31 protein-coding genes are annotated in these 24,635 nt (G+C 61.1%); 18 read left to right on the forward strand and 13 right to left on the reverse strand.

Translation table 11 applies throughout. The annotated features are described in order from the left end of the window. Positions 1 to 117: 117 nt before the first annotated feature. Genes HP556_RS15270 through HP556_RS15280 form a run of 3 tightly spaced genes read left to right on the forward strand, consistent with a single transcriptional unit; the run spans position 118 to position 2,375 of the window. Entirely contained in the window at positions 118 to 669 is a 552-nt protein-coding gene (locus tag HP556_RS15270; protein ID WP_175367592.1) for a hypothetical protein, read from the forward strand. Next, complete coding sequence (locus tag HP556_RS15275) at positions 666 to 1,664, forward strand: ParA family protein (protein ID WP_175367593.1); 999 nt, start codon at positions 666 to 668, stop codon at positions 1,662 to 1,664. Before HP556_RS15270 ends, HP556_RS15275 begins: the two co-directional genes overlap by 4 nt. Positions 1,665 to 1,667: 3 nt before the next feature. Beyond that, positions 1,668 to 2,375, forward strand: coding sequence for a RelA/SpoT domain-containing protein (locus HP556_RS15280; RefSeq protein ID WP_175367594.1), 708 nt, complete (start codon positions 1,668 to 1,670; stop codon positions 2,373 to 2,375). Between the two features lie 502 nt (positions 2,376 to 2,877). Here HP556_RS15280 and HP556_RS15285 read toward each other — a convergent pair. Beyond that, the gene (locus HP556_RS15285) at positions 2,878 to 3,687 is read right to left on the reverse strand and encodes a transporter substrate-binding domain-containing protein (protein WP_175367595.1); all 810 of its coding nucleotides are present in this window, start codon (positions 3,685 to 3,687) and stop codon (positions 2,878 to 2,880) included. A gap of 211 nt (positions 3,688 to 3,898) precedes the next feature. On the opposite strand from HP556_RS15285, the gene HP556_RS15290 reads away from it, so the two are divergent. Continuing rightward, positions 3,899 to 4,603 carry a hypothetical protein gene (locus HP556_RS15290; protein WP_175367596.1) on the forward strand — a complete coding sequence of 235 codons (705 nt, stop codon included), beginning with the start codon at positions 3,899 to 3,901 and terminating at the stop codon, positions 4,601 to 4,603. 106 nt (positions 4,604 to 4,709) lie between these two features. On the opposite strand, the gene HP556_RS15295 is transcribed toward HP556_RS15290, so the two are convergent. Then, a complete protein-coding gene (locus HP556_RS15295; protein WP_175367597.1) occupies positions 4,710 to 5,732 on the reverse strand; it encodes a S1C family serine protease in 1,023 nt (340 codons plus the stop codon). 197 nt (positions 5,733 to 5,929) lie between these two features. Between HP556_RS15295 and HP556_RS15300 the strand changes: the two genes are divergently transcribed. Continuing rightward, the gene (locus tag HP556_RS15300) at positions 5,930 to 7,249 is read left to right on the forward strand and encodes a dicarboxylate/amino acid:cation symporter (RefSeq protein ID WP_093759324.1); all 1,320 of its coding nucleotides are present in this window, start codon (positions 5,930 to 5,932) and stop codon (positions 7,247 to 7,249) included. 9 nt (positions 7,250 to 7,258) lie between these two features. Here the strand turns inward: HP556_RS15300 and HP556_RS15305 are convergent, their stop codons facing one another. Beyond that, positions 7,259 to 7,504, reverse strand: coding sequence for a (2Fe-2S) ferredoxin domain-containing protein (locus tag HP556_RS15305; RefSeq protein WP_246297733.1), 246 nt, complete (start codon positions 7,502 to 7,504; stop codon positions 7,259 to 7,261). A gap of 103 nt (positions 7,505 to 7,607) precedes the next feature. Continuing rightward, positions 7,608 to 7,787 (reverse strand): hypothetical protein, encoded by a 180-nt coding sequence (locus HP556_RS15310; protein WP_089261775.1) that lies wholly within the window; start codon positions 7,785 to 7,787, stop codon positions 7,608 to 7,610. 144 nt (positions 7,788 to 7,931) lie between these two features. Here HP556_RS15310 and HP556_RS15315 point away from each other — a divergent pair, with 144 nt between their 5' ends. The 4 genes from HP556_RS15315 to HP556_RS15330 all read left to right on the forward strand — a co-directional run bounded on the left by HP556_RS15315 (position 7,932) and on the right by HP556_RS15330 (position 10,462). Next, positions 7,932 to 8,207 carry a hypothetical protein gene (locus HP556_RS15315; RefSeq protein WP_089261777.1) on the forward strand — a complete coding sequence of 92 codons (276 nt, stop codon included), beginning with the start codon at positions 7,932 to 7,934 and terminating at the stop codon, positions 8,205 to 8,207. 193 nt (positions 8,208 to 8,400) lie between these two features. Beyond that, entirely contained in the window at positions 8,401 to 8,832 is a 432-nt protein-coding gene (locus HP556_RS15320; protein WP_089261779.1) for a nuclear transport factor 2 family protein, read from the forward strand. A 121-nt stretch (positions 8,833 to 8,953) separates the two neighbouring features. Further along, positions 8,954 to 9,850, forward strand: a complete 897-nt coding sequence (locus HP556_RS15325; protein WP_175367599.1) for a hypothetical protein — start codon at positions 8,954 to 8,956, stop codon at positions 9,848 to 9,850. Between the two features lie 171 nt (positions 9,851 to 10,021). Continuing rightward, entirely contained in the window at positions 10,022 to 10,462 is a 441-nt protein-coding gene (locus tag HP556_RS15330) for a hypothetical protein (RefSeq protein WP_089261783.1), read from the forward strand. 355 nt (positions 10,463 to 10,817) lie between these two features. Here HP556_RS15330 and HP556_RS15335 read toward each other — a convergent pair whose 3' ends face one another. The 3 genes from HP556_RS15335 to HP556_RS15345 all read right to left on the reverse strand — a co-directional run bounded on the left by HP556_RS15335 (position 10,818) and on the right by HP556_RS15345 (position 12,034). Continuing rightward, positions 10,818 to 10,961 (reverse strand): hypothetical protein, encoded by a 144-nt coding sequence (locus HP556_RS15335; protein ID WP_170849743.1) that lies wholly within the window; start codon positions 10,959 to 10,961, stop codon positions 10,818 to 10,820. Between the two features lie 122 nt (positions 10,962 to 11,083). Next, the gene (locus HP556_RS15340; RefSeq protein ID WP_175367600.1) at positions 11,084 to 11,566 is read right to left on the reverse strand and encodes a MaoC family dehydratase; all 483 of its coding nucleotides are present in this window, start codon (positions 11,564 to 11,566) and stop codon (positions 11,084 to 11,086) included. A gap of 9 nt (positions 11,567 to 11,575) precedes the next feature. Then, the gene (locus HP556_RS15345; RefSeq protein WP_089261787.1) at positions 11,576 to 12,034 is read right to left on the reverse strand and encodes a MaoC family dehydratase; all 459 of its coding nucleotides are present in this window, start codon (positions 12,032 to 12,034) and stop codon (positions 11,576 to 11,578) included. Between the two features lie 178 nt (positions 12,035 to 12,212). On the opposite strand from HP556_RS15345, the gene HP556_RS15350 reads away from it, so the two are divergent. Beyond that, positions 12,213 to 12,536, forward strand: coding sequence for a DUF4282 domain-containing protein (locus HP556_RS15350; protein WP_175367601.1), 324 nt, complete (start codon positions 12,213 to 12,215; stop codon positions 12,534 to 12,536). 126 nt (positions 12,537 to 12,662) lie between these two features. Here HP556_RS15350 and ychF read toward each other — a convergent pair whose 3' ends face one another. The 4 genes from ychF to HP556_RS15370 all read right to left on the reverse strand — a co-directional run bounded on the left by ychF (position 12,663) and on the right by HP556_RS15370 (position 15,620). Next, positions 12,663 to 13,760, reverse strand: a complete 1,098-nt coding sequence (gene ychF / locus HP556_RS15355) for a redox-regulated ATPase YchF (RefSeq protein ID WP_175367602.1) — start codon at positions 13,758 to 13,760, stop codon at positions 12,663 to 12,665. A gap of 9 nt (positions 13,761 to 13,769) precedes the next feature. Next, positions 13,770 to 14,393, reverse strand: coding sequence for an aminoacyl-tRNA hydrolase (pth, locus tag HP556_RS15360; RefSeq protein ID WP_089261791.1), 624 nt, complete (start codon positions 14,391 to 14,393; stop codon positions 13,770 to 13,772). 21 nt (positions 14,394 to 14,414) lie between these two features. Further along, positions 14,415 to 15,125: a 50S ribosomal protein L25/general stress protein Ctc gene (locus HP556_RS15365; RefSeq protein WP_068731165.1), complete on the reverse strand. Its 711-nt coding sequence runs from the start codon at positions 15,123 to 15,125 to the stop codon at positions 14,415 to 14,417. Positions 15,126 to 15,368: 243 nt separating this feature from the next. Further along, complete coding sequence (locus tag HP556_RS15370) at positions 15,369 to 15,620, reverse strand: accessory factor UbiK family protein (RefSeq protein WP_175367603.1); 252 nt, start codon at positions 15,618 to 15,620, stop codon at positions 15,369 to 15,371. A gap of 176 nt (positions 15,621 to 15,796) precedes the next feature. Here HP556_RS15370 and lgt point away from each other — a divergent pair, with 176 nt between their 5' ends. The 5 genes from lgt (at position 15,797) to HP556_RS15395 (ending at position 20,465) form a co-directional block, all read left to right on the forward strand. Continuing rightward, positions 15,797 to 16,648 (forward strand): prolipoprotein diacylglyceryl transferase, encoded by an 852-nt coding sequence (gene lgt, locus HP556_RS15375; protein WP_175367604.1) that lies wholly within the window; start codon positions 15,797 to 15,799, stop codon positions 16,646 to 16,648. Between the two features lies 1 nt (position 16,649). Continuing rightward, on the forward strand, positions 16,650 to 17,774 hold the full coding sequence (locus HP556_RS15380; RefSeq protein ID WP_175367605.1) for a class I SAM-dependent methyltransferase: 1,125 nt from the start codon (positions 16,650 to 16,652) through the stop codon (positions 17,772 to 17,774). Continuing rightward, positions 17,771 to 18,538 (forward strand): peptidoglycan editing factor PgeF, encoded by a 768-nt coding sequence (pgeF, locus tag HP556_RS15385; protein ID WP_175367606.1) that lies wholly within the window; start codon positions 17,771 to 17,773, stop codon positions 18,536 to 18,538. The genes HP556_RS15380 and pgeF overlap by 4 nt, the downstream gene beginning before the upstream one ends. Before the next feature lie 198 nt (positions 18,539 to 18,736). After that, positions 18,737 to 19,345 carry a hypothetical protein gene (locus HP556_RS15390; RefSeq protein WP_093759333.1) on the forward strand — a complete coding sequence of 203 codons (609 nt, stop codon included), beginning with the start codon at positions 18,737 to 18,739 and terminating at the stop codon, positions 19,343 to 19,345. A gap of 166 nt (positions 19,346 to 19,511) precedes the next feature. Next, a complete protein-coding gene (locus tag HP556_RS15395) occupies positions 19,512 to 20,465 on the forward strand; it encodes a ribose-phosphate pyrophosphokinase (RefSeq protein WP_089263589.1) in 954 nt (317 codons plus the stop codon). 13 nt (positions 20,466 to 20,478) lie between these two features. On the opposite strand, the gene HP556_RS15400 is transcribed toward HP556_RS15395, so the two are convergent. Continuing rightward, positions 20,479 to 20,991 carry a 6,7-dimethyl-8-ribityllumazine synthase gene (locus tag HP556_RS15400; protein ID WP_089261803.1) on the reverse strand — a complete coding sequence of 171 codons (513 nt, stop codon included), beginning with the start codon at positions 20,989 to 20,991 and terminating at the stop codon, positions 20,479 to 20,481. A gap of 422 nt (positions 20,992 to 21,413) precedes the next feature. Here HP556_RS15400 and HP556_RS15405 point away from each other — a divergent pair, with 422 nt between their 5' ends. From HP556_RS15405 to proC, 3 genes are all read left to right on the forward strand, one after another. After that, positions 21,414 to 21,914, forward strand: coding sequence for a type III secretion system chaperone family protein (locus HP556_RS15405; protein ID WP_089261805.1), 501 nt, complete (start codon positions 21,414 to 21,416; stop codon positions 21,912 to 21,914). Continuing rightward, positions 21,911 to 22,342, forward strand: coding sequence for a GNAT family N-acetyltransferase (locus HP556_RS15410; protein ID WP_092139018.1), 432 nt, complete (start codon positions 21,911 to 21,913; stop codon positions 22,340 to 22,342). The genes HP556_RS15405 and HP556_RS15410 overlap by 4 nt, the downstream gene beginning before the upstream one ends. Positions 22,343 to 22,412: 70 nt before the next feature. Next, on the forward strand, positions 22,413 to 23,246 hold the full coding sequence (proC, locus tag HP556_RS15415; RefSeq protein WP_175367607.1) for a pyrroline-5-carboxylate reductase: 834 nt from the start codon (positions 22,413 to 22,415) through the stop codon (positions 23,244 to 23,246). Here proC and HP556_RS15420 read toward each other — a convergent pair whose 3' ends face one another. Beyond that, positions 23,247 to 24,635, reverse strand: coding sequence for an ATP-binding protein (locus HP556_RS15420; RefSeq protein ID WP_175367608.1), 1,389 nt, complete (start codon positions 24,633 to 24,635; stop codon positions 23,247 to 23,249).

Consider the following 24,635-nt stretch of genomic DNA (forward strand, 5'->3'; position numbering starts at 1 on the left):
CTTCGAAATATAGCGACTGTACTGTGACGTCTTCGAAACTGTTGAGGAAGATCGTTCAAGGCTGTTGCAACAAAGAACATCAACCTAAGATTATCAAATGATTCGGAGAATTGACTGATGGCGAAGGAAAACTCCCGCGCTGTGGCGGAGGCACTAAACGCCGTGATTCAAGTTCTGGATCAACTCGACGAAAAAGCTCGTACTCGCGTCCTGAATTCAGTGACGATATTCTTTGGACATGAGAACTCACCTCCGACCGCTAGACCATCGATCGCACAGCCAAACTCTCAACACACTTCTACCCGACCTGCCTTCTCTGAAGACCGCGCTCCCTCTCCCAAAGAATTTCTATTTCAGAAGCAACCTAAGACAGACGTTGAGCGTATTGCTTGCCTTGCCTTCTATCTTACGCATTTCCGAGAGATGCCGCATTTTAAAACGTTGGACTTAGCAAAGCTCAATACAGAGGCGGCGCAAATCAAGTTCTCCAACGCTGCTTATGCAACAGATAATGCCACCAAAGCGGGGTACCTCGCCCTTGCTGCGAAAGGCCAGAAGCAAATAACAGCCTGGGGAGAGCAGTTTGTTACCGCGCTTCCAGACCGGGAGGCCGCATTGAAGCTTATATCTGAAGCCCGTAAGCGCAGAAGCGCGCGGCGAAAAAGATGAGCGCAAAACCGACTACCGCCAGAACAACGTCGAAGCGGATCTCCATCTTTAATCACAAAGGTGGAGTTGGAAAAACCACTCTCACCTTCAATATTGCGGCATCCTTAGCGGAATTGGGAAATAGGGTTCTGCTGGTCGACGCCGATCCTCAGTGCAACTTATCAGCATACTTAATTGAAGCTACCGTTCTAGACGATCTACTTGATAGCTCGGACAGTGCCAAGAAAGGCGCTACGCTGTGGTCGGCCGTCAAACCAATCGTAGATGGCGACGGCGGGATCAAGGAGATCGAGCCAATTGAAATTCGCGACGATCTCTTTTTAGTGCCGGGCGACATTCGTCTTTCAGATTTTGAGAACAAGCTTGCTGACTATTGGACAGAGTGCTTCAAACGAGAGACACATGGTTTCAAGGGAACAACAGCCATAAGTAAGCTGGTGAATTCAATATGCCAAAACCATAAAATTGATTTCGTATTCTTTGACACCGGTCCAAACATTGGAGCGCTCAACCGCGCCATCTTGCTCGACTGCGACTATTTTATCGTTCCAGTCGCATACGACTTATTTTCTGTCCGGGCGTTGAGGACATTAGGGCGGTCCCTCTACGACTGGATAAGGGACTGGCGAACCATCCTGGGGCTAAATGTTAAAGACGTTCCCACGCTACCCGGTACCCCTAGGTTTCTAGGGTACATTCCGCAAAACTATTCCGTCTATCGAGGCGGGGTGGCATCGCACCAAGCGAAGTACGTGGGGCTTCTTGATAAAGGCATATCCAGCGACGTCGTCGGGGTTCTGAAAGAATTGGACGTCATACCCGCACGCAAAATTCACAAACTTGGTGACGTGAAGGATTTTGGGCAGCTAGTCCCAGCATCACAACGCGAAGGCAACCCCTTATCGGAAACTGCGGCCGGCACACCAACCCAGCGGCTTGAGGCAGCCAACTCGTTTAAATTAATCGCACAAAAAATAATTCAACGAACGAGCTAACAAATGCTCACCCCTACCGAGGCCGAACAGGCGATAGTGGACCCCTTGCTGCAGCGCTTTGATGAGAAGCAGCAGAACGTCGGCCTATTCCACGATGCCGTTTTGAAAGCGATTTCGACTTCGTCCGAGCTTCGTCCTCTAATTCACTCTGTGCGCGCTCGCATAAAGGACCGCGATCACCTGCAAGACAAACTCCTGCGCAAATTGCGCGAATGTGCAGACAAGAACCAAAAATTCGATATTACGCCGGAAAATCTGCATGTGAAAATAAATGACCTAGCGGGAATTCGAATACTTCACCTTCACACAGCTCAGGCGAAGCCCATACATGACCATCTAATTAAACTGCTCAAGAGCTGCGGGTACAAATTCCATGAAGCCCCGGTGGCACGCACTTGGGATATCGAGTACGAAAAAACCTTCAAAGAAATGGGCTTCAAAACAAAACGAAGCGAAAACCTCTACACCAGCATTCATTGCGTGATATCGGATCAGGTCCCCAACCTAAAGATGACTTGTGAAGTACAAGTTCGCACTTTGACCGAAGAAACTTGGGGCGAAGTCGACCATCGGATAAATTATCCTCATAAGACTGATAGCGTCGCATGCCTGCAGCAAATCCGCGCCTTGGCACGCTCAACGTCGGCAGCGGGGCGCTTGGTTGATTCTATTTTCGCTACGGTGGCCGACGAAGAAACCAAAAAAGCCTAGCCTATTGACATAATTCCCATAAGACTATATACCCCTCCCGTCCTGCTCATGAGGGGCGCTTCTCGAGGGCGCTTTCGGAGTGGAGCAGGATACGGCGCCTGCGGACGTGCCTCGCAAGCACGGACTCGGGAGGTCCGGGGTCACCGTCCTGGCCCACTACGGGGCTGCGCCGGAAACGGCTGGACGGGTGCGGGTGAAGGCAGGCGAAAGCCTGTCCGGAACGGAGGGCTTTCATTAGCCCTGCCCAGTACCCGGAAGCACGGTCCCTGGAACAGAAATCGCCGTGATGGAGCGCCGCAAGGCGTTACGCTGCAGAAGGCGAGGCGTCGCAGCCGAGCCGGATGTGGCGATTATATCCAAGGTGCGCCTTGCGGCGCTCCATTCCCCTCAGTTTTCGAGGGGAGAACGACAGCTCACCTCGGGGCTTTCACCCGCGAGAACGATGTCACATGGCTGTTTGACAATCACATCCGATCGAAGACCGCAGGCTACAGCCGCGGCACTACTTCCCCGCCGGCGGCGCGACGTCGGCGACCTGGCCACTGCGCTTGAGGGCTTCGGCGACGAAACCCGAGACCTTCATCTCCTCGACGAAGGCGGCAAGATAGGCGACACCGGCCGTGCGCGGCTTGTCGGCGATGCGCGGCATGGCCATCGCCTGCTGGATCTCCTGGAAATGGCCGGACATCACGCGCATCTCCGGATGGTCCTTGGCATAGGCATCGAGCTGCTGGCGCACGCCGGCGGCGGCATCGAGCTTCTCGTCGAGAAACTTCCGGATCATCGCGCTGCCGCCGCCGGCATCGGCGCGCAGCACGGTGGCGTGCTTGATGGTGCGGGTGAGATAGAGGTCATAGGCCGAGCCGAGACCGACCGACATCCGGACGCCGTCCTTGTCGACGTCGTCGACGGTCTTCAGCAGCGAATGCGCGGGGACCATGTAGGTGCCCTCGATGATCACATAGGGCGCGGTGAAGATGATCTCCTGCGCGCGCACCGGCTCGATGGCGATGAAGCCGACATCCCAGGCGCCGGCCCTGGCGCCGTCGAACACCTTGCCTGCCGCCTCATAGGGCACATAGTCCACGGGCACGCCGAGGCGCTTCGCGAGTTCAGCGGCAAGATCCGCCGAGACGCCGCGCGGCGCGCCGTCGGGACCCTTCTGGGCCAGGACGCTATTGCCGTAATTGATCGCGGCGCGGAGTTTGCCCGTGGGAGCGAGATCGCGCAGCACCTCGGGCGACGGCGCCGGCTGGGCGAAAGCCGGAAGTGCAGCACTCATGAACAGCACCATCCATCGTAAAATACGCATCATAGGCCTCCCCGATTTCGGCGCGACCATGCCCGCAAACCCGCCGCGCGACAATCGGCGACCGAGCCTCCAATGACAGCGTGATCGGCCGGCGCGACCAACCTCCGTTCGTCACGCGGACGGGATGGCTGATATGCCCGGCCGGGAATGCCTGTTATCGCACTGCGCGAACGTCTACACTGATGCCCGTTGGCGCAGTGGGTGGCTTTAGGTGTTCGACGGTTTCTACAAATGCGACTACCGGGCGGGCGACGTGGTCGGCCGCAGCGTCATGTATTGCAAGGACGGCCGCATGCTGGGCGGCAACACCGCCTTCGCCCATATCGGCACCTATGAGGAAGCCGACGACGGCATCCATGCGGTGATCCACGGCCAGCGCCATCATGTGGGCTCGCAGTTTCGCACGCTCTATGGCGACGACGACGGCTCGATCCGCGTCCGTGGCATCCACGACGGCAAGAACTACAGGTTCACGGGCGGCGACGCGCAGGGCAAGGGGCCGGCCTTCGAGTCGGTGATGACGCGGCTCGACGAAGAGGACTTCCCGGACACCGGCACCGTGGGTGATGGCGGCATCGCCAACGGGCTGTATTCGCTGCACATGAAAACCCTCGACGGCGTCGAGGACGGGCTGACCGGCGTGATGCTGCTGTTCGACGGCCGCATTCTCGGCGGCGACGCCCGCTTCTATTATCTCGGCGCCTATGGTTCGGCCGGCGGCCGCTGGAAGGGCGAGATCGTCAATCAGGAACACACGCCCGCAGCCGGCGGGAGTTCGCTGTTCGCCGGCTATGAAGTGGGCATCGGCTTTTCCGGCAGCTGCAGCGACGGCTGCGCAGCATTCGAAGCCACCGCCCTCGCCGGCAAACGCAGCCTGCGCCTCAAGGCCGAGCTGTCGCTGCTGCACAAGGCCTGACGCGGGGCCTTTTCCGTTCCGATTGAATCGGAACGGGGCTCCTGTTTCTTGTTTTACGCGTTTTCTTAACGCGAACCGGTGACCACTTCGCTCGAAAACGCTTTCGTTACGCGCGCGCCAGCACCTTGCGTTCGACGGGATGAATGTCGATGGCGCGCAGGCGGCCCATCCGCAGCACGTCGATCTCGATCGTCCGATCGATACGGTCGCGATCAAGAATGCGGATCAGATCATCGACGCCGTTCACCGGCACGTGATCGAGACTGATCACGACATCGCCAGGCAACAGACCAGCCTTGAACGCCGGACCGTCGGGGTCGATCTGGTCGAGCAGCGCGCCCATGGTGTTCTCGATGCCGGCAAGCACCGCATGGCGGCGCGGGATCGGCGCGGTTTGGCCGGACACACCGATGAAGGCGCGGCGGACATAGCCGTGGCGGATGATCTCCGACAGCACGAATTGCGCGGTGTTGCTGGCGACCGCAAAGCAGATGCCCTGCGCGCCCTGGATGATCGCGGTGTTGATGCCGATCACCTCGCCGCGCGACGACACCAGCGCGCCACCGGAATTGCCGGGATTGAGCGCGGCATCGGTCTGGATCACGTCCTCGATGTTGCGCCCGCTCACCGAGCGGATCGAGCGGCCGAGCGCCGAAACCACGCCGGCGGTGACGGTGGATTCGAAGCCGAGCGGATTGCCGATGGCCACGACAAGCTGGCCGCGCTTCAGGTTCTTGGAATTGCCGAGGCCCGCATAGCGCAACTCGCGCGCGCCATCGGCCCGCAGCAAAGCGAGATCGGTATCGGGGTCGGCGCCGAGCACGCGGGCATCGGTGACGACGCCTTCGGTGTCACGCAGGCGAATATGCTTCGAATTGCCGACGACATGGCTGTTGGTCAGGACGAGGCCGTCGGGTGAGATGACGATGCCGGAGCCCAGCCCGCCGCGTTCGCGGGCATTCGGCGTCCTCGCTCCGGTCTCGACCCGCACGACCGCGGGGCCGACGCGTTCGGTGACATCGATGACAGCGTTCGAATAGGCATCGAGCAGCGCAGCATCGTTCGGCACTGCGGCAACGGCGGGTGTCGCGGAATCGTCATCTAAGGGATGTGCGGTGATATCAAGCATGGCGATGCTTCCTTTGAGATTTAAATGGCCCCGGCGCGCACCACTGCAAGTGCAGCATGCGCGGGAGACATGGCCGGGCTGCGCCGCGCTTTAACCTCAGGTCTGTTCAAAGCGTGACTTTACGCCGCAGCTCAGCGCACCTATGTTTTGCGCGCGGCTGTCGATGGTGATGAGCGCTTTCAAGGGACGAAACCACGATGGCCAAGCAACCCTGGTATCGCATTCTCTATATCCAGGTGCTGATCGCGATCGCGATCGGCGTCACCGTCGGCTACTTCTATCCGGATGCCGGCAAGGCGCTGAAGCCGCTCGGCGACGGCTTCATTGCCCTGATCAAGATGATGATCGCACCGGCGATCTTCTGCACCGTGGTGCACGGCATCGCCTCGATCGGCGACATGAGCAAGGTTGGCCGCATCGGCGGCAAGACGCTGCTGTATTTCGAGACGGTCTCCACCCTTGCGCTGCTGATCGGCCTTCTGGTCGGCCACTTCCTGCAGCCCGGCGCCGGCTTCAATATCGATCCCTCCACATTGGACGCGAAATCCGTCGCCAGCTATGTCAGCCGCGCCAAGGAGGAAAGCTTCGTCACCCATCTGATGGGAATCATTCCGACGTCCTATTTCGACTCGCTGGCCAAAGGCGATCTGCTGCAGGTGCTGCTGGTGGCGATCCTGTCTGGCTTCGCGATCTCGCATATGGGGAAACCCGGCGAAAAGATTGCCGAAGGCGTTGATCTCGCCGGCAAGATGTTCTTCCGCATCATCGGCATGATCGTGCAGCTCGCGCCCATCGGCGCCTTTGGCGCGATGGCTTTCACCATCGGCTCGTTCGGCCTCGGCGCACTCGTCAATCTCGGCTATCTCATCTTCACCTTCTATCTGGCGTCGCTGCTGTTCGTCCTGCTGGTGCTCGGCGGCATCGCGCGCGCCTTCGGCTTCTCGATCCTGCGCTTCATCGGCTATATCAAGGACGAACTGCTGATCGTGCTCGGCACCTCGTCGTCCGAGACCGTGCTGCCGCGCATGATCACCAAGATGGAAGCGCTGGGCGCATCGAAGCCGGTGGTCGGCCTCGTGATCCCGACCGGCTACAGCTTCAATCTCGACGGCACCAATATCTATATGACGCTCGCCACGCTGTTTCTGGCGCAGGCCACCAACACGCATCTCTCCTTTGGCCAGATGGCCGCGGTGCTCGGCGTGGCGATGCTGACATCGAAGGGCGCATCGGGCGTCACCGGCGCGGGCTTCGTGACGCTGGCCGCGACGCTGTCGATCATCCCCGATATTCCGATCACCGCACTGGCCATCATCGTCGGCATCGACAAGTTCATGAGCGAATGCCGCGCGCTCACCAATCTGATCGGCAACGGCGTCGCCACCATCGTCATCAGCCGCTGGGAAGGCGAACTCGATCGCCATCAGCTCCACGAGGCGCTGCTGCATCCGATCGATTTCGGCGAAGAGATGGAGCGCCGGCCGCTGGGAGAACTGCCGGAGAAATCGGCCGCCTGATCGCTCTATTTAGGGCACGCGATCCGGCATCAGCGTCTCCGCCGCCTCGGCGCCGGCGTCCGCACCTGACAGCAACAGATACTGCCCGTTCTGTAACGTCGCGGCGCTCGCCACGACGACGGCCCGCTTCGGGCAGATGCCAAGACAGCTCGTCAGCACCACGCGTGGACTTTTCACGTCCTGCTTGGCGCTGCGGCGTTTCAAATCCGACTTGAGCGATTTGCGCAGTGCCTTGCCGTCATCAATGCGGCCCAAGCATTTCTTGCAGACAAGAACGGGTGACGCGCGGCGCAAGCGGGCGGTGACGACGGGTTTACTGGCCATTCCTGTTATATAGACACCGCCTGCTGCATTGCGATCACCCCGACCGGCGGTTGCTGGTGTTCTGCGTGAGATTGCCGTGCGCCGCCTGCTCACGAATATTGTGCTTCTCGTCGTCGCGATGACCCTTGGTATTATCGAGCGTCACCTTCGGCGCGCTGCCAGGTCCCTTGTCGCTGCAGTTATCTTCGGGAACGGGCTGGATGTGCTTGGTCATCGGGAATCTCCCTTGCAGGTCGGGAGAAAACGCAGCCGCTCAAACTGCGTTCCTTACCCGGGCTCCGGCACATGAAATCGCTGCCCGCCGTTGAACCTTCTGGCGCCGTTGTTTGACGCATAAAACATTGAGTGGGGGCGCTGCATGAAAATCGCGTTGCTGATCTTGCTGGGTCTGGTTCTGGGCTTGCTCGGTGGAGCGGCCGTGGGGATCGGCGCCGGTGTTGCCTGGGTCGAATTGTTCAAGACCAGCAATTTTGAGGGCTATAGCGCCATGCTGGTGTTTTTCACTTTCATGCCCATTGGCGCACTCCTCGGCGCCGTCGGCGGGGCCCTCCTGTTCGGCGTCATGGCTGCCCGCAATGGCGATGTCGCCATGGAACCGCTCCCCGTGCAGGACCACGAGCAGACATACCGGTAAGGTTATGCCGACGTCGCAATGCAGCTTAACGTTTTGGTGAGCAGCTCCTCACCACGAACATTTGTGCATTGCAAAATAAACCGTTGAATTTTAGCGAAATTATATTACTTCAGCTATCAAGCAATTTGTGCAGACCGCCCGGACAACGTTGCCCCGGCGCGCAAGTGTTTCAACCATTTTCAGGACTATCCCAATGACAGAGCACAGCCTCTGGCGTTTTTCGCGCGCGTTGCATCGCGCCATCAATGAACGCCAGCTCGACCAACTCGCTGATATCATCGACGACAATATCGAATGGGCGGTCTACGGGCCGATTGATATGTTTCCGTTTCTCGGTGCGCGTCACGGCAAAGCTGCCGTGCTCGATGTCTGCAAGCAGATCGCCGACAATGTGCGGGTGCATCGTTTCGAGCGTGAGTCGATGATCCTTGGCGATGAATCTGGCTCTGCAATGATGCGCTTCTCGCTGACCGCGCTGGATTCGAACCGCCCCATCAGCCTGCGGCTGGCGCAATTCGCGCAGTTCAAGGCCGGGCGTCTGACCAGCATGCGCGTGGTCGTGGATACGTTCGACCTGGTCGAACAGGCATTGGGCCGGCCTATCCATCTGCCGAAGATCGCCTGAGCAGCACGGCGATTGCCAATCGCCACGTCCATCCCCAGCGAAATGTTGCGACGCCACAATTCCGCCGGGCCTGATGGTATTATGTGCCAATCGATCCGCGATCTTGCTGGGCAGTGGCACGATGGCTTCAATCAAACCGACATATTGGGCGCTCATCGCAGCACTCGGCGGAACCGCGTTTGCCTTTCCGGCTCACGCGCAGAATCCGTGGCGCGGCCTCGTCGACGTTGCGCCGCCTCCCGGTGAAATAGAGTCAGTCGACACCGCCCCCACTCCTCCTGCAAACACTCCGGAACCCGACTGGAGCCTCTTGAACGCCGACGATTCGCCGACGGCGAAGGCATCACTCCGCGAGAAGCGCTCGTCGCTGATCGTCGGCAGCCCGTCGTCCAGCTGGACTTCCAATGACAGCAACGGCACCTCCGCCCTCTCGGTCAAGCAGTCGGTCACGCCGTTCTGGGATACCCGCGTCGGCGCCGACATCAATGTCGCGCGGCAGACCGCGCCGCGCAGCGCAGCCGATGCCTACCGCAATCAGTTCGGCGACGGCACGGCGCAGGCCCAATCGGGCGGCGCCGCCTGGGCGGCCGCGACTGCTCCCGGCGTGGGTTCGATCTGGGACAAGACGGCAATCGAAGCGCGCGTCGATCCGGGCGCGGATCAAACCAAACTGGGCACGTCACTCAGCAAGTCGGTACCCATTGCCGGCGATCAGTATTCGCTGACGCTGCAGAGCGGCTACAACGTGATCCAGCAAGGCAGCATTCCAGCCATTGGCTACAACGGTCGCCCGACGCGCAGCTATGAGACCGATCAGCTCGCGCGCTTCAACATCACCGATACCGGCACCAGCTTCATCGCCGGGCAATCGCTCGCCACCACCGACGACAAATGGCTGCGCAAGTTCGGCGCGGAGCAGAAGCTGTTTGGCGGCGTCAACGTCTCCGGATCGATCAGCGAGACTGTCCAGGGCGTGACCAATAAGACGTTCTCGGCCGGCTTCAAGCATAGTTGGTGAATTAAGTTTTAATACACTTTGCCAGACGATTGCCGGCAAAGATCGGCGCCCTGCCGCATATTCGCCGCTATCTCGTCAAAATCCACTGCGCAGATGTACACGTAAATTTGTCATGCGGGGGACCGCGCTCGCTCATTGTGAAGTCCGCTTCACACAAACAAGGAAGAGCTGATGAGTGCCATTCGTTCAGAACAGACAGAAGCCAAAGATGACGACAGCAACCTCGCCGCTGTGTCTGAAGTCGAAGCGGGTATCCGCGACTTCGTGCGCAACGATATCGCTTACCTCCGTCGTCCGGTGCCTGGCATGGTGAACAACAGCAGTGAAACCACCACCGGCACCGAAGCGCCGCTGGAAGCGACGACCGAAGCGACCGTCAACAGCGTCAATTCGCTGATCCAGCGCGTCGCCGGTACCTCGCTCGGCGAGATCGAGAAGCTGGTTTCCGAACTCGAGAGCCTGCGCGACCTGCTCCACGCCGAAGGCCAGCGCGTTCAGCGCGAGATCTCCGGCTATGCCCAGCTCAGCCAGGCCGCGATGAAGTCGACCCGGCTGATCGCCGACAACGTTGCGCAGTGGAAGCGCACCGCTGACGGCCTGCGTCACGACTGATCGGCACTAGACCACCCGAATCAGAAGCCGCCGCCCGAAAGGGCGGCGGCTTTTTCATGAGCTCGTTCAATTGAACTTTATTCGTTTTGTTCCCGACCAACGGTTACGCAGCACCTGCGAACTGCTTTTGGGGGAATCGATCCGTGGAGACCATTCGGCCGAACAACACCGACCCCATTCCGGCGCGCAACAATGCGCCCAGGATGGGGACCATTATCTTGCGTTTTGTCGGATTGCTGTTGGTGGCCGTGGCATTGCTCGCCTGGGCCTGGAGTCGCTGAGGTCGCCATCATCGACCCCACTCACGAAAAAACCCGCGCAGTTCGGCGCGGGTCTGGTTAGCAACTCGTAAAAATTACTCGCTGACGACCGCGCTGCTCTCGAGCGTATAGGCGCCATCGGCATAACCCTTGACCACCATGCAGGTGGCCAGCATCACCGCGAGCGTCACGCTCGCAAAGATGAAGCCCACGAATTTCAGTCCGGTACGGTCAGCCATTGTCGTCCCCAAATAGTCCTGCAACGTCGTCTTAGTCGCTATATGCGTGAGTCGCAGATCACGCTCACAAGGTTCAGAACCCCTTAACAGAGCTAGGGTTCCATCGATAAAGTTTGAAATGGTTAAGCCGCGTCGCCCCGTTGCGGCAGGAAGACCGAACCGAGGAAGCTGTAGACCTCCTCGCCGCGCTGATTAACGGCAACGTTCTTCGACTGCAAGATGCCCCAGCCCGGACGCGTCGCGGTCGCGCGCACGGACACGACCTCGCTGCGATAGGTCAGGGTATCGCCGGCGAGAACAGGCCGGGTCCAGCGCAAATCACGAAAACCGGGAGATGGGCCGCCGACTGGAGGCTCTTCGCCACGCGCCTCTGCCTCCGCCTTTGCGCGCTGGCCATCGGCGACCAGCAACTTCATGCACACCGACGCCACGTGCCAGCCCGACGCAGCGAGACCACCGAATAGCGATTTGCGGCCGGCCTCTTCATCGAGATGGAACGGTTGCGGATCGAATTGCCTGGCAAACGCCTTGATCGACTCCGCCGTGAACGTGAACGAGCCGAGCTCACGGCGCATACCGATTTGGATGTCTTCCAGATAGCGCATACTGCGACCCTAGTTCCCGGAGGCGGGTTCACGCACCCCGATCATGATCGGGGTGATCATCTCGGAAATCGTCTGCCCCTTGGCATTGCGTGTGCTGAACTTGAATTTAACGATGCCCAAGGTCGGCCGGCTTTGCGATACGCGCGCCTCGACCACTTCGACATCCAGCGTCAGATCGTCGCCGGGGCGAAACGGCGCGAGCCATCGCATCTGATCCACACCCGGTGAGCCCATCGATGCGGTCTTGTGCAGAAACCCGTCATAGATCATCCGCATCATCAGCGAGCACATGTGCCAGCCGGAGCCGGAAAGTCCTTTGAGCATCGATGCGCTTGCGGCAACTTCATCGAGATGCATCGGCTGCGGATCGTATTCTTTCGCATAGGCGATAATCTCGTCGCGCGTAATATGGCGCGGCCCGAAGGTCCCGAAGTGGCCGGGCTTAAAATCTTCAAATGTCAGGGTCATAATGGGGAATGCCGTCGAGGAAGCCTGATTGTGGCCGTTATTTGCAGCAATCTCAACCCGGTCGCTTGCATGGCTTTCCCGCGATCCTGCCCGTCAATGTGGTCGGGCCGGGATATTTGAAGCCGTTTCTCAATGCAATTGAATTTGTCACTCATCTACACGGCGGGGGATTTCACCGATGTTCGAATTTCGGGATCTGTTTCAGTGGGACCGTTTCATCACACCCACAATCATCAAGACGTTCTACTGGCTGGTGATCGCACTGATCATTCTATTCGGCATTTCCGGGATCTTTTCCGGTCTCGCCACAATGGCCATCAGCCCGTTCGGCGGTTTCGTCCTCGTGATGTCGAGCCTCGCCAGCGTGATCGTCGGCATCATCTTCGCACGTATTGCGGCTGAGTTCGTTCTGATCGTGTTCCGCATCAACGAACACCTCGGCGCGCTACGGGATCAGGGGCAAAACCTCGGGCAGGATCACGGCCACGGCCAGCAGTACTGAGCGTTAATTCTCTCCGCCGTCATTGCGAGGAGCCCTTGCGACGAAGCAATCCAGTCTTCGCTTGTGGCTCCTGGACTGCCGCGTCGCTTCGCTCCTCGCAATGACGGGGAGAGGACTGAGAATATCTTACGTGTTGAACCGGAAATGCAGCACGTCGCCATCAGCGACGACATATTCCTTGCCTTCCAGCCGCAGCTTGCCGCCATCGCGCGCCCCGGCTTCGCCGCCGAGCCTGACATAGTCTTCATAGCCGATCGTTTCCGCGCGGATGAAGCCCTTCTCGAAATCCGTGTGGATCACGGCTGCAGCTTGCGGTGCCTTGGTGCCCTGGGTGATGGTCCAGGCACGAGCTTCCTTGGGGCCGACGGTGAAGTAGGTGATGAGGTGCAGCAGCGAATAGCCTGCACGGATCAGGCGATCGAGGCCCGCTTCTTCAAGCCCGAGCGTATCGAGGAATTCCACGCGTTCGGCACGTGACAGCGTCGCGATCTCGGATTCGATCTTGGCGGAGATGGCGACCGCAACAGCGCCCTCCTTCGCAGCATGTTCAGCAACCCGCTTCGAGTATTCGTTGCCTTCGCCCGCCGCGCCTTCCTCGACGTTGCAGACATAGAGAACAGGCTTGGAGGTCAGCAAGCCGAGCATGCCGAACGCGCGCTCTTCCTCGGGCTTGCGCTCGAGAAAACGTGTCGGCTTGCCGTCGCGCAGCAGCACCAAAGCGCGCTGGACCAGATCGAGCTGTTCCTTGGCGTCCTTGTCGTTGCCCTTGGCCTTCTTGGTCAGGTTGTCGATGCGCTTCTCGCAGGAATCCAGATCGGCGAGCATCAGCTCGGTCTCGATGATCTCGATGTCGGCGAGCGGATCGATTTTGCCTTCGACATGGGTGATGTCGTCATCGATGAAGCAACGCACCACATGGGCGACGGCATCGACTTCGCGGATCGTGGCGAGGAACTGGTTGCCAAGGCCTTCGCCCTTCGACGCGCCTTTCACCAGACCCGCAATGTCCACGAAGGTCAGGCGCGTCGGAATGATCTGCTGCGACTTGCCGATCTCGGACAATTTGTCGAGCCGCTTGTCCGGCACCGCGACTTCACCGACATTCGGCTCGATGGTGCAGAACGGATAGTTCGCAGCCTGCGCCGCGGCAGTTTCGGTGAGCGCATTGAACAGCGTCGATTTGCCGACATTCGGCAGTCCGACGATCCCGCATTTGAATCCCATGACCCTGTCCTAATTCTTCGACGGCTTCTCAGCGGAGCCGTTGTCGTCCTTCGACGTGAAACCCTTGGCCTGCATCGTCAGATGCACCTTGTTCTGAAACGACGAGTCCTGACCACCGACCAGCAGGCCGACATGGTCCGACACCGCATCGTTGAACGCTTCGAGCTGAGGCCGTTCGGCCTTGGCGAAATCGCTCAGCACGTGATTATGTACCAGCTCCTTGGCACCGGGATGTCCGATGCCGAGGCGAATGCGCCGATAGTCGTTGCCGACATGCGCGGAGATCGAGCGCAAACCGTTATGTCCGGCAATGCCGCCGCCGACCTTCACGCGCACTTTCGCGAATGGCAGTTCGAGCTCGTCATGAAACGCGGCGATGTCGCCGAGTGAAATCTTCAAATAGGCGGACGCTTCCTGCACCGAGCGGCCGGACTCGTTCATGAAGGTCATGGGCTTCAGCAGGATGACGCGCTCACCAGACAGCGTGCCTTCCGAGGTCTCGCCCTGAAAGCGACGGCGCCACGGTCCAAAACCGTGACGCCGCGCGATATCATCGAGAACCATGAACCCGATATTGTGCCGGTTGCCCTGGTATTTGGCACCAGGGTTTCCGAGTCCAACAAAGAGAAGCATGACGCGGAGCTCCGCGCCGGATTACTTCTTCTTCGCCGGAGCGGCGGCAGCGGCCGGAGCCTTTGCACCAGCGGCGGGGGCCTTGGCGCCGGCAGCCGGAGCCTTGGCACCAGCAGCCGCGGGAGCCGCAGCAGCAGCCGCAGGGGTCGCAGCTTCTTCACCGTAGCCCGACGGCGGCACGATGGTGACCAGCGTCAGGTCGGCATCGCGAGCCAGCGTCTTCACGCCCTTCGGCAGAACAACGTCGGTGATGTGCAGCGACGTGCCGATATCGAGCTGGCCGACATCAACTTCGAGGAACTGGGGAATGCTCTCGGCTTCGGCTTCCAGTTCGATCGTGTGGGTCACGATGTTGATGGTGCCGCCACGCTTCACGCCCGGAGCGCCTTCAGCGCCCTTGATGTGCAGCGGAACGCTGACGCGAATGGTCGCGCCTTCGCCGAGGCGGAGGAAGTCGACGTGGAGCGGGAAGTCCTTGACCGGGTCGAGGTGGAAGTCGCGCGGAATCACGCGGTGCTTCTTGCCCTCGAGCTCGATGTCGTAAATCGTGGTGAGGAACCGGCCTGCCAGAATGCGCTGACGCAGTTCGGCATCATTCACCGAAATCGCCACCGGGGGCTTGTTGTCACCATAGATCACTCCGGGCACTCGGCCGGCGCGACGCTCTGCCCGTGCGGCCCCCTTGCCGCCGACCGGACGTGAGGTCGCCTTCAATTCCTTGACGGTCGCCATCGTTTAAGTCCTTGTTTTCTAAAAGTTAAAGGCCGCAATGCGGCCCGTTTTCACGCTGCAGCAAGCCTCCAGGGGTGCGGGGGCTGCGGACGTGGGCGGCTTCTACCGCCGAAACGCCAAAAAGACAAGGAAATGACAGGCTTTTTCTTCGTCTGCGGGGCCCTTCCAGGGGCTTATTTTAGCCATTTGTGGGCAGACAGCCGATGTCCGGCGCGCCGTGCAGGCCACCGACAGGGCTTCCACTCAGCTGCCGAGCTTGGCTTCCAGCGCTGCGATCCGAGCCTTCAGCGCCTCGTTCTCCTCGCGGGCGAGCCGGGCCATATCCTTGACCGCCTCGAACTCCTCACGCTTCACGATATCGAGGTCGCGCAGGATCTTCTCAGCCTGGTTGCGCACAACCGTATCGACCTCGCGCTTGACGCCCTGAGCCGCGCCGGCGGCATCATTCATCAGGCGGCCGATCTCGTCGAAGAACCGATTGTTGGTCTGGGTCATGGCAAGAACTCCGGTCGGATGAACAAACACGCGGGATTAAGTTGTAGATCGACAATGGCGATCCCGGCCGCACAGTTCAAGTATCGCCTGCTTTTGGCGTTCACAACTGCAGAAGTCCCTTAATTCGTCACATGCCAATGCTTTACTGGCGCCATCGGGAGCCGTAAGCCCACCACATGCCATTCCTGACCATCGCCTTCCCCGTTTTCGATCCGGTCGCCATCGCGCTCGGCCCGATTGTCATTCGCTGGTACGCACTGGCCTATATCGGCGGCATCGTGCTCGGCTGGATCTATGCCCGCGCGCTGATCAAGAGCACGAAACTGTGGGGCGGCCCCTCACCGATCTCGCTTCTCGATTTCGACGACTTCATCCTCTGGGTGACGATCGGCATCATTGTCGGTGGCCGCACGGGCTATGTGCTGTTCTACAATCTCGATTTCTTCATCGCCCACCCCGCCGAGATCTTCGAGCTCTGGAAGGGCGGCATGTCGTTCCATGGCGGCTTCATGGGCTGCGTCTTTGCCGTGTTTCTGTTCTGCTGGAAGCGCGGATTGTCGGTGCTGTCGCTCGGCGACATCACCTGCGCAGTCGGCCCGATCGGCCTGCTGCTCGGACGCCTCGCCAATTTCATCAACAGCGAATTGTGGGGCCGCCACGCCGACGCCAGCGTGCCCTGGGCGATGGTGTTTCCCAATGGCGGGCCGCTGCCGCGCCATCCCAGCCAGCTCTATGAAGCCGGCCTCGAAGGCATCGTACTGTTTCTGATTCTGGCCCTGATGATCCGGGCCGGTGCGCTGAAGCGGCCAGGCCTGATCCTCGGCGCCTTCATCTTTTTTTATGCGCTGGCGCGTATTACGGGAGAATTCTTCCGCGAGCCGGACCCGCAACTCGGATTTCTGTGGGGTGGGCTCACCATGGGCATGCTGCTCTCCGTGCCGATGATATTTGTGGGACTCTTTTTGATGGTGCGCGCCTGGCGAAAGCCACAGGCATCGCTCGAATTGAGTCCGGGCAAGAAGGCCTGATGTGACCGACCAATCGCCGCTGCAGGATGAAATCAAGCGCCTGATCAAGTCCACCGGACCGATGCCGGTGTGGCGCTACATGCAGCTGTGCCTGACCCACCCGCAACACGGCTACTACATTTCGCGCGATCCGCTCGGTCGCGAGGGCGACTTCACCACGTCGCCGGAAGTCAGCCAGATGTTCGGCGAGCTGCTCGGCCTGTGGTCGGCTTCGGTCTGGCGCGCGATCGGCGCGCCGCCCTTCGTGCACCTGATCGAACTGGGCCCCGGCCGCGGCACCATGATGGCCGACGCGCTCCGCGCCCTACGCGTGCTGCCGCCGCTGTATCAGGCGCTCAACGTGCATCTCGTCGAAATCAATCCGGTGCTGCGCGAGAAGCAGAAGGCAACGCTGTCTGGCGCCCGCAACGTCACCTGGCACGACAGTATCGAGACCGTCCCCGCGGGCCCGTCGATCATCCTTGCCAATGAATATTTCGACGTGCTGCCGATCCATCAGGCCGTGAAGCGCGAAGGCGGCTGGCACGAGCGCATGGTGGATATCGACAGCAACGGCCAGCTGATGTTCAGCGCGTCAACCGATCCGCTGCCGCGCTTCGACGTGCTGCTGCCGCCGCTGGTGCGCGCAGCCCCTGTCGGCGCGGTGTTCGAATGGCGCCCCGATACCGAGATGATGAAGATTGCCAGCCGCGTGCGCGACGAAGGCGGCGCGGCTCTGATCATCGATTACGGCCATGTCCGCAGCGATGCCGGCGACACCCTGCAGGCTATCGCACAGCACAGCTATGCCGATCCGCTGAAGAATCCCGGCATGGCCGATATCACCGCGCATGTGGATTTCCAGGCACTCGGCCGCGCGGCAGAGGATGTCGGCGCACGCGTCCACGGGCCGGTGACGCAGGGCGAATTCCTCAAGCGCCTCGGCATCGAGACGCGCGCGCTGACCCTGATGGCCAAAGCCACACCGGAAGTATCGGAAACTGTGTCAGGCGCACTGAAACGCCTGATCGACAGCGGCCGCGGCGGCATGGGCTCGATGTTCAAGGTGGTCGGCATCTCCGATCCCAATATCGACACGCTGGTGGCGCTGAGCGACGACACCGGCATCGAGGCCCCGACATCATGACTTTCACATCGCCTTTGCTGTCAGCCATTCCCGGCTTGCGCCACGCGTTCTTCACGCGCGACGGCGGCGTCTCCGAAGGCATCTATGCCGGCCTCAATGGCGGGCTCGGATCGAATGACGACGCCGCGCATGTCGCGGAGAACCGTCGGCGCATGGCGGCGGAGATGGGCGTTGCCCCCCTGCACTTCCTCACCGCCTATCAGGTCCATTCGCCTGACGTCGCCGTCGCCACCGAGCCGTGGGACGGCACATCGCGCCCACGCGTCGATGCAATGGTGACGAAGGTCGAGGGCCTGGCGCTCGGCGTCACGACGGCCGATTGCGGACCGGTGCTGTTTGCCGATCCCAAGGCCCGCGTCATCGGTGCCGCCCATGCCGGCTGGAAGGGCGCCTTCACCGGCGTGCTCGAGGCCACAATCGCAGAGATGGAAAAACTCGGCGCCGACCGCTCCGACATCGTGGTCGCGATTGGTCCGCTGATCCGCCAGCCAAGCTATGAGGTCGGGGCCGAATTCGTCGAGCGTTTCACGCAGGCCGATGCCGGTTTTGCGCGGTTCTTCATTCCCTCGACCCGCGCCGGTCATGCCATGTTCGATCTCGGCGGCTTCATCCGGATGCGGCTGGAGCGCGCCGGCATTGCCATTATCGATGACACCGGTATCGACACCTATCCCGACAACAACCTGTTCAGCTATCGCCGGTCGGTGCATCGGAAAGAGCCAGATTACGGACGCCAGATCCACGCCATCGTGCTTGAGCGGTAACTCGCGCGTTGACGCGCCGTTATCCTTAACGCGGCCGAACTGCCTCAAACTGAACGCGAATTGTCGGAGAGCGGTGACCGTTTCGGTCACCCTGGAAAGACCTGTGGCCGCGCTGCCCTAGACCTTAACGCATTTTAACGATATCGCTCGACCTGTCCGGCGCCGCTTGCGGCAAACGGACGGAAGTCGGGACGCCCTATGCGATTTTCTGCCCTTACGACCGATCGAGCCAGACCGCGGCTAATCCAGGCCGCGCTGTCGCTGACCGTAGCGTTTGGGCTTGCCGGCTGCGCCAATGTCCCCAATTCCGGCGGCGCCATGAACGCGCAGGCCAGCCTTTCCACCGCCTCCGGCCCGACGATCGCGTTCGAATCCATCGACGGGCCGCCGCCGCAGGTCTTCGACCGCATGGTCAACCTTCTGGATAGTGAAGCGCGCCTGCGCAACCTTGCGGTTGTATCACGCAAGGACAGCGCGGCTTTTCGGGTCCGCAGCTACCTCTCGGCCCAGGTTCGCGGCGGCCAGACCTCGATCGCCTGGGTGTGGGATGTCTATGACCGCGACCAGAACCGTGCTCTGCGCCTGAGCGGCGAGGAACAGGCCGGCAAAGGCGGCCGCGACGCCTGGGCTACTGCCGACGACCTTGTCTTGCGGCGGATCGCGCAAGCGGGGCTCACCGGCCTCAATGGCATGATCAACGGCACCACGCCCGGCGAGCAGCCGCCTGCGCCAAGTGGCAACGGACCTGCCATCGCCAGTACCGATGAATTGCCCGTGCAGGCCACCGCATTTGCCGAGACGCGCTGACTTCAGTTCACGTTAAGCAGAGGCCCGTTTTTACGCAGGAAAACAGCGGCCCACGGGTTGCCAGCGGACGGCCGTCCTTGATATCACCTCGCTCAGCTAGACGAGTTCTTGTGGGTAATCCGATATGCTGAACGTTGTATCCACCAAGCCGCGGGGAGACGCGTCGATGTCGGCCAAGAACGGTTCGATCAAACTGGTCGCCGGTAATTCCAATCCTGTCCTCGCGCAGGAAATTGCGACCTCGCTGAATATCCCGCTGACCAAGGCCAGCGTCCGGCGCTTCGCCGACATGGAAATCTTCGTCGAGATCCAGGAAAACGTCCGCGGCTCCGACGTCTTCATTCTTCAATCCACGTCGTTCCCGACCAACGACCATCTGATGGAACTGCTGATCATCACCGATGCGCTGCGCCGCGCTTCCGCGCGCCGCATCACCGCGGTGATCCCCTATTTCGGCTACGCTCGCCAGGACCGCAAGGCCGGTGGCCGCACCCCGATCTCGGCCAAGCTGGTCGCCAACATGATCACCCATGCCGGCGCCGACCGCGTCATGACGCTCGACCTGCATGCCGGCCAGATCCAGGGCTTCTTCGATATCCCGACCGACAACCTCTATGCCGCGCCGCTGATGGTGCGCGACATCAAGGAGAAGTTCGATCTCGCCAATGTGATGGTGGTTTCGCCCGACGTCGGCGGCGTCGCCCGTGCCCGCGGCCTTGCCAAACGCATCAACGCGCCGCTCGCCATCGTCGACAAGCGCCGCGAACGCCCCGGCGAATCCGAAGTGATGAACGTGATCGGCGACGTCGCCGGCTACACCTGCATCCTGATCGACGACATCGTCGACTCCGGCGGCACGCTGGTGAACGCCGCCGATGCGCTACTCAAATACGGTGCCAAGGACGTCTCCGCCTATCTCACCCATGGCGTCTTGAGCGGCGGCGCCGCCGCGCGCATCGCCAATTCCAAGCTCAAGGAATTGGTGATCACGGACTCGATCCAGCCCACGGAAGCCGTGAGCAAGTCACCGAACATCCGCGTGCTCTCGGTTGCCTCGCTGATCGCCGAAGCGATCGGCCGCACCGCATCGGAAGAGTCGGTATCGAGCCTGTTCGACTAAGGCTCTCGCGCCTCTACACGATCCCGGCCGCGACCTGACCGCGCAGACGCTCCAGACTGAGTAGCGTCTCGGCGCAGGCTGCCGCGACCTTGAGGCCGCTCTCCGCAAAGTGCTTGCGGAAGAATGCCGCCCGCTCTTCCGTCTCGTGAAAATCCTCCGGCGCCGTCACGGCCGAGAACACCGGGATCTCGGTGCGTAGCTGCACATCCATGAGCGCACGGATGACCGTGTCCGCCACGAAGCCGCGGGTGCCGCTGTCGATCACGAGGCCGGCCGCGACGATGGCCGTGTAGCGCCGCGTCTTGGCGAGAACCTGCACATGCAGGGGGATCTCGAACGAGCCAGGCACTTCGAACAGATCGACCTGCGACGGGCCGATATGACGCGCCTCGATCTCGCTCAGAAACGATTCCCAACACGGTGCAACGATGTCGCGATGCCAGGACGACTGCACGAAGGCGACGCGTTGCGGCTTGGCAAAGCGCGGATGCTGGACTGCGGATGACTCGGAGGTGGTGTCGTTCATGGCCTGATACTTTCGTTACGGCCAAACTATGCCGAAACCGAACCAGCCCAGCAAGGCCGTCCACAGGCTGTATTGGGGCTCAACAGGACTCCTGCGAGGCCCGGAAAGCTTGCGGGCTGCACGGAAGAATCAATAGTTACCACCCCAACCGGACTCGCGGCGCGCGAGGGCGCACCGCACAGACTCGCAATCCGGGAATCCGATTCCGGTTTGTTCTCATTGCGGCGAGATGACCTGTGGATGAGGGCCGGTTTGTCTGTGGATGGATTCGTGGTGCCGTTGCGCAGATTCAGCAAATCACATCACTTCAAACTCGCAAGGTCTGGACGAATAAAACTTGCAGCCTGCAGCGACGCTCCGACATTTTCGCGTACCGGCCAGCTGTTTGCATCATCACATTTCAAGAGCAAGGTCGCGACGGCATGTCACTTCTCGAAGGTACTATCGATTCACGGCTCAACCCGCTCGCCGTTGTCGAGGATATTGCCGCCGATCATAACTGGGCCTTCGAGCGCTCCGGCGAAGACGAAGTCACAATTGTTTCCAAAGGTGACTGGATCGATTACCAGCTCTCCTTCACTTGGATGAACGAGATCGAGGCCCTGCATCTGGCTTGCGCCTTCGACATGAAGATTCCGCCCGCTCGCCGCGCGGAAGTGCAGCGCCTGATCGCCGCGATCAACGAACAGATGTGGGTCGGTCATTTCGATATCTGGACTCACTCAGGCATGGTGATGTACCGGCAGGCGCTAGTGCTCCCCGATGGCCTCACCGCAACGACCGCGCAGTGCGAAGCGATGCTGGTCTCGGCGATCCATTCCTGCGAGCGCTACTATCCGGCATTGCAGTTCGTGGTGTGGGCCGGCAAGACCGCAGCCGAAGCGATGTCTGCTGCGATGTTCGACACTGCCGGCGAAGCATGACCGACGCGCCGGTCATCACCGTGCCGGATGCGCCCGGCGAGGCCGAACGGCTGGTGGTCGCAAATGCGTTGCTGGCCTACAATACCAAGACCGTTGGCCCCAACAATCACCAGCCGCTCTCGATCCTGATCCACGATCCTGCGACCGGCGAGCCGATCGGCGGCATCTGGGGCAAGACCGCGTTCAACTGGTGTTTCGTCGAACTGTTCGTCGTGCCCGAGCAGTTTCGCGGCCAGGACATCGGCTCGAAGGTCCTCGCCAAGGCGGAAGAGATCGCGCGTGAACGCGGCTGCATCGGTCTGTGGCTCGATACCTACTGGTTTCAGGCGCGGAGCTTCTACGAGAAGCAGGGCTATGAAGTGTTTGGCGAAATCCCGGACTATCCGCGCGGCGGTCCGCGCTACTTCCTGAAAAAAAGCTTCGTCTAGGTCCGTTCGGGCTGTGCGGCCTGCCCCGCAATGTTATGGTCCCGACCGTTCTGACAGCCGGGATTTTGCGATGACCTCCTCCACGACCTCACGCGCGCTCAACGATATCGACGGCCATATCGTGCTGGCCGGCGCCGGCAAGATGGGCGGCGCAATGCTGACGGGCTGGATCGCCGGCGGCCTCGATCCCAAACGCGCCATCGTGATCGACCCGTATGTCTCCGACGAGATCAAGGCGCTCGCAGCCAAAGGCGTCCGCCTCAATCCGGATGTGAAGGACATCGGCGCCGTCGCCGCGCTGGTTCTTGCCGTGAAGCCGCAGATGTTCGCGGAGGTCGGCCCGACCCTGCGCGCGATTGCCGGATCGTCCCTCGTGGTCTCGATCATGGCGGGCACAACCATCGCCGGCATCGCCAAGGCCTGCGGCGGCAAGGTGGTACGCGCGATGCCGAATACGCCGGCCGCCATCGGCCGCGGTATCACCGTGGCGGTTGCCGCGAGCGACGTATCGCCGGAGCAACGCGGCCTGACCGACGCGCTCTTGCGCGCCACCGGATTGGTCGAGTGGGTCGAGGACGAGAGCCTGATCGACGCCGTCACCGCCGTCTCCGGCTCAGGGCCTGCTTATGTGTTTCTGCTGGCCGAAGAAATGGCTCGCGCCGGCATTGCTGCGGGCTTGCCGCCCGAACTCGCGATGAAGCTTGCTCGCGAGACAGTGTCCGGCTCCGGTGAGCTCCTCCGCCAATCCGATCTCGACGCGGCGACGCTGCGCAAGAACGTCACCTCGCCCGGCGGCACAACGGCCGCTGCGCTCGGCGTCCTGATGGCTGACGACGGCTTCGAGCCGCTCCTGACTCGCGCGATTGCCGCAGCAACCGCGCGGTCGAAGGAACTGGCGAAGTAACTAAACCGGCACCCGCACCACCGCCCGCAAGCCACCCATCGGACTATCCGTCAGCGTGATATCGCCGCCATGGGAGCGCGCGATATCGCGGGCGATGGCGAGGCCGAGGCCTGTGCCGCCTTCGTCCTGATTGCGCGCGTCGTCGAGCCGCAGGAACGGTTTGAACACTTCTTCACGCATATCGGCGGGAATACCGGGGCCGTCGTCGTCCACCGTGACCGTGAGATAGCGATGATCGCGATGGCCGGTGATAGCGATGTCATTGGCATGGCGCGCGGCGTTCGAAACGAGATTGCCGAGGCAACGCTTGAACGCGGCTGGCTTCACCGTGACGATCGGCAGGCCGTGGAACGTGACCGTCGCCTTATGGCCGTTGCGCTCGGCATCGCTGCGCAATTCTTCCAGCGCCGCAGCCATGTCTGTCGGCTGCGCCTGCTCGCCGCTGTCGCCGCGTGCAAAAGCGAGATAGGCCTCGAGCATGCCCGACATCTCGTCGATATCCTTGCGCATACCATCGACTTCCGGACCGTCCTCGATCAGCGCCAGTTCGAGCTTGAAGCGCGTCAGGATGGTGCGTAGATCATGCGAGACGCCGGCCAGCATGGCCGTGCGCTGCTCCATTGCGCGTTCGATACGCGCCTTCATCTCGATGAAGGCATTGGCGGCACGACGGACCTCGCGTGCGCCGCGCGGCCGGAAATTCGGCGCTTCGCGGCCTTTGCCGAAACTTTCGGCGGCGTCAGCGAGTTTGAGGATCGGGCGGATCTGGTTACGCAGGAACAGGATCGCGACGATCAGCAGGATCGAGGACGTCCCCACCATCCAGAACAGGAAGATTTCCGAATTCGATGCATAGGCCGCGCTGCGCTGGGCGAAGATGCGCATCACGGCATCATCGAGCTGGATGCGGATTTCCACGAGATTGGAGCGACCAACGGTGTCGATCCAGAACGGCCGCGTGATCTGCCGACCGATCTGGACCGACAGCGCCTGATCGAGCAGCGAGAAGAACGGCTTTGGACCGGGCGGCGGCATGTCGCCGAGCGGCAGAAAATCCACCACGAGGCCAAGGCGCTGCTGGGCGATGGCCTTGATCTGCGTGCGGTCCTTATCCTGCGGATAGACCTTGTAGACGTCGATCAGCGTCGCGATGTCCTGCACCACGGCCTGCGACAGGCGGCGCGTCACCGTGTTCCAGTGCCGCTCCATGAACACGAAGGCGACCACCGACTGCAGCAGCACCATTGGCACGATCATGATCAGCAGTGTGCGGGCATAGAGCCCCGTGGGCATCACGCTCTTGAAGCGCCGGCCCATCAGACTGTGCGCCGCAGAGACGCGGCCCGCCGCAGAGCGGAGGATGGTGATGCCGGTGTCGAGTGTGGTCAT

It is taken from the genome of Tardiphaga robiniae, assembly GCF_013359755.1.
GTDB lineage: Bacteria > Pseudomonadota > Alphaproteobacteria > Rhizobiales > Xanthobacteraceae > Tardiphaga > Tardiphaga robiniae.

Coding starts and splice junctions, on each gene's coding strand:
- HP556_RS15390 (WP_093759333.1), top strand. CDS start 18,737: ATGCGATTTTCTGCCCTTACGACCGATCGAGCCAGACCGCGGCTAATC.
- HP556_RS15325 (WP_175367599.1), top strand. CDS start 8,954: ATGGCTTCAATCAAACCGACATATTGGGCGCTCATCGCAGCACTCGGC.
- HP556_RS15345 (WP_089261787.1), bottom strand. CDS start 12,034: ATGACCCTGACATTTGAAGATTTTAAGCCCGGCCACTTCGGGACCTTC.
- HP556_RS15310 (WP_089261775.1), bottom strand. CDS start 7,787: ATGACCAAGCACATCCAGCCCGTTCCCGAAGATAACTGCAGCGACAAG.
- HP556_RS15330 (WP_089261783.1), top strand. CDS start 10,022: ATGAGTGCCATTCGTTCAGAACAGACAGAAGCCAAAGATGACGACAGC.
- HP556_RS15275 (WP_175367593.1), top strand. CDS start 666: ATGAGCGCAAAACCGACTACCGCCAGAACAACGTCGAAGCGGATCTCC.
- HP556_RS15280 (WP_175367594.1), top strand. CDS start 1,668: ATGCTCACCCCTACCGAGGCCGAACAGGCGATAGTGGACCCCTTGCTG.
- HP556_RS15270 (WP_175367592.1), top strand. CDS start 118: ATGGCGAAGGAAAACTCCCGCGCTGTGGCGGAGGCACTAAACGCCGTG.
- HP556_RS15285 (WP_175367595.1), bottom strand. CDS start 3,687: ATGCGTATTTTACGATGGATGGTGCTGTTCATGAGTGCTGCACTTCCG.
- HP556_RS15405 (WP_089261805.1), top strand. CDS start 21,414: ATGTCACTTCTCGAAGGTACTATCGATTCACGGCTCAACCCGCTCGCC.
- HP556_RS15340 (WP_175367600.1), bottom strand. CDS start 11,566: ATGCGCTATCTGGAAGACATCCAAATCGGTATGCGCCGTGAGCTCGGC.
- ychF (WP_175367602.1), bottom strand. CDS start 13,760: ATGGGATTCAAATGCGGGATCGTCGGACTGCCGAATGTCGGCAAATCG.
- pth (WP_089261791.1), bottom strand. CDS start 14,393: ATGCTTCTCTTTGTTGGACTCGGAAACCCTGGTGCCAAATACCAGGGC.
- HP556_RS15395 (WP_089263589.1), top strand. CDS start 19,512: ATGTCGGCCAAGAACGGTTCGATCAAACTGGTCGCCGGTAATTCCAAT.
- HP556_RS15365 (WP_068731165.1), bottom strand. CDS start 15,125: ATGGCGACCGTCAAGGAATTGAAGGCGACCTCACGTCCGGTCGGCGGC.
- HP556_RS15315 (WP_089261777.1), top strand. CDS start 7,932: ATGAAAATCGCGTTGCTGATCTTGCTGGGTCTGGTTCTGGGCTTGCTC.
- HP556_RS15350 (WP_175367601.1), top strand. CDS start 12,213: ATGTTCGAATTTCGGGATCTGTTTCAGTGGGACCGTTTCATCACACCC.
- HP556_RS15400 (WP_089261803.1), bottom strand. CDS start 20,991: ATGAACGACACCACCTCCGAGTCATCCGCAGTCCAGCATCCGCGCTTT.
- HP556_RS15300 (WP_093759324.1), top strand. CDS start 5,930: ATGGCCAAGCAACCCTGGTATCGCATTCTCTATATCCAGGTGCTGATC.
- lgt (WP_175367604.1), top strand. CDS start 15,797: ATGCCATTCCTGACCATCGCCTTCCCCGTTTTCGATCCGGTCGCCATC.
- proC (WP_175367607.1), top strand. CDS start 22,413: ATGACCTCCTCCACGACCTCACGCGCGCTCAACGATATCGACGGCCAT.
- HP556_RS15320 (WP_089261779.1), top strand. CDS start 8,401: ATGACAGAGCACAGCCTCTGGCGTTTTTCGCGCGCGTTGCATCGCGCC.
- HP556_RS15370 (WP_175367603.1), bottom strand. CDS start 15,620: ATGACCCAGACCAACAATCGGTTCTTCGACGAGATCGGCCGCCTGATG.
- HP556_RS15420 (WP_175367608.1), bottom strand. CDS start 24,635: ATGACCACACTCGACACCGGCATCACCATCCTCCGCTCTGCGGCGGGC.
- HP556_RS15410 (WP_092139018.1), top strand. CDS start 21,911: ATGACCGACGCGCCGGTCATCACCGTGCCGGATGCGCCCGGCGAGGCC.
- pgeF (WP_175367606.1), top strand. CDS start 17,771: ATGACTTTCACATCGCCTTTGCTGTCAGCCATTCCCGGCTTGCGCCAC.
- HP556_RS15295 (WP_175367597.1), bottom strand. CDS start 5,732: ATGCTTGATATCACCGCACATCCCTTAGATGACGATTCCGCGACACCC.
- HP556_RS15335 (WP_170849743.1), bottom strand. CDS start 10,961: ATGGCTGACCGTACCGGACTGAAATTCGTGGGCTTCATCTTTGCGAGC.